This is a genomic window from Lachnoanaerobaculum saburreum DSM 3986 (assembly GCF_000185385.1).
GTDB classification, from domain to species: Bacteria; Bacillota; Clostridia; order Lachnospirales; family Lachnospiraceae; genus Lachnoanaerobaculum; species Lachnoanaerobaculum saburreum.
Genome location: NZ_GL622302.1, coordinates 1 through 1,810 on the forward strand (window position 1 = coordinate 1; position 1,810 = coordinate 1,810).

The 1,810-nt window shown below is 38.7% G+C and carries 1 protein-coding gene, 1 tRNA gene and 2 rRNA genes; all 4 read right to left on the reverse strand.

Features of this window, described 5'->3' with window-relative positions:
* A 23S ribosomal RNA gene (locus HMPREF0381_RS15210) occupies nt 1–412 on the reverse strand; the annotation flags it as partial.
* Nucleotides 413–998: 586 nt separating this feature from the next.
* A tRNA-Ile gene (locus HMPREF0381_RS14025) sits at nt 999–1,072 on the reverse strand.
* 4 nt (nt 1,073–1,076) lie between these two features.
* A complete protein-coding gene (locus HMPREF0381_RS14030; RefSeq protein ID WP_008752675.1) occupies nt 1,077–1,289 on the reverse strand; it encodes a hypothetical protein in 213 nt (70 codons plus the stop codon).
* A 42-nt stretch (nt 1,290–1,331) separates the two neighbouring features.
* Nucleotides 1,332–1,449: ribosomal RNA gene (gene rrf / locus HMPREF0381_RS14035) — 5S ribosomal RNA — on the reverse strand.
* Nucleotides 1,450–1,810: the final 361 nt, after the last annotated feature.

The window sequence follows — 1,810 nt, forward strand, 5'->3', positions numbered from 1 at the left end:
ATGGTACTCCGGATACTGCTTGATTCAATATATTTTCCCTTACACGGCTCTCACGCTCTTTGGCCCGCTTTTCCAAAACGGTTCAGGTAATATATCTTACTCGTATTGCAGTCCTCTACCCCGCAGTGCACGCACCGCGGTTTGGGCTTTTACGATTTCGCTCGCCGCTACTTTCGCAATCACTGTTGTTTTCTTTTCCTCCGGCTACTTAGATGTTTCAGTTCACCGGGTTCCCTTCTGTACGTTATGTATTGGCGTACAGATGCTTGGAGTTTACCCAAGCGGGCTTCCCCATTCAGACATCTGCGGATCACTGAATATGTGCTTCTCCCCGCAGCTTTTCGCAGCTTGTCACGTCTTTCTTCGGCTGTCAGTGCCTAGGCATCCACCCTACGCTCTTTATGTTTAACCTCTTAAATCATTTAGATTTAGTGTTTGTATGACACTAGCGTGTATCATACATGTTTAAAATTTATTTTTTTGGTGTTCTTCACACTCACTTCATTCATCATATGAAGAACTACTTATTTACTATGATTTGAAACAAGCTTACGCTCGTTTTCATTAAGTAAATAATGCATTAAATATTAACTACTTTCGCAATTAATACCTCGGATGTCTAATTATAAAATATTTATATAATTTCTCGTTTGGTATGCAGTTTTCAAGGTACATTATTGGCTTACTTTTCATAAGCCAGATAGACTTAAAGATTCGAACTTCAATATCTCTCATCCTCTCCAAAGGAATATGATATAGTCTATGTATGCTATTTTTCTAAATTCGAACTTCACTTCGCTCGTTCTCATTAAGAATTATTAAGGTAACACCATTGCTTCGCTACACAAGGTGTGCTTGTTTTCTAACCTCAGACTTCGCTTCGCTCGTCTTCACTAAGATTTTTTTGGTAACACCATCATCTCGCTTTGCTCGATGAGGTGTGCTATTTTTCTAAATTCGAACTTCGCTTTGCTCGTTCTCATTAAGAAAAATATGCATGGGCTTAAGTGGACTCGAACCACCGACCTCACGCTTATCAGGCGTGCGCTCTAACCGGCTGAGCTATAAGCCCTCATTTACATTGTCGTCTGTCCTGTGATTATCATATACAATGATATAAAGAACAACACAACAAACATAAGGATTTGTACAGGTCTTATTCTAAGTGACCAATTATACTTCTTGGCTAAGTAAATTATAGCTCCCTGTCCGATTATAAACAATAACGAAACAAGGCAAACCACCTGCCATGGATATTGTCTGAACAAGTTTCCAAACTGCTCACCCATACATCCCCTCCTATATATTAAAGACATTGAAATCATTTAATAAAGCGGCATCCACCTACTCTCCCATACTGTTTCCGGTATAGTACCATCGGCCGACTGAGTCTTAACCATCGTGTTCGGGATGAGAACGGGTGTGTCCCCCAGACGCATCAACACCGCTAAATTTATTTTTAGTTTTAACTTCAAACAAAGCTACAATATTGTCTCATTACATTAGACAATATGTAATTATTTTCCAACCTAAAACTTCGCTTTTGCTTGCTTCACTAAGAAAATAATGTAAAACTAAACAGTACTCACAACCCCTACTTAAACCTTTATAAGGTAATACCATAAAACTCACTTTGTTTAATATATGGTAACACCATAAAACTTCACTTCGTTCGTTTTAGGTGAACTTTTTTACTAAGCTCGCACTTCGCTTCGCTTGTGCTCTCTAAGTAAAAAATGCTTGGTAACACCGTCATCTCATTTCATTCGATGAGGTGTATTATTTTTCTAAATTCGAACTTCGCTCTGCT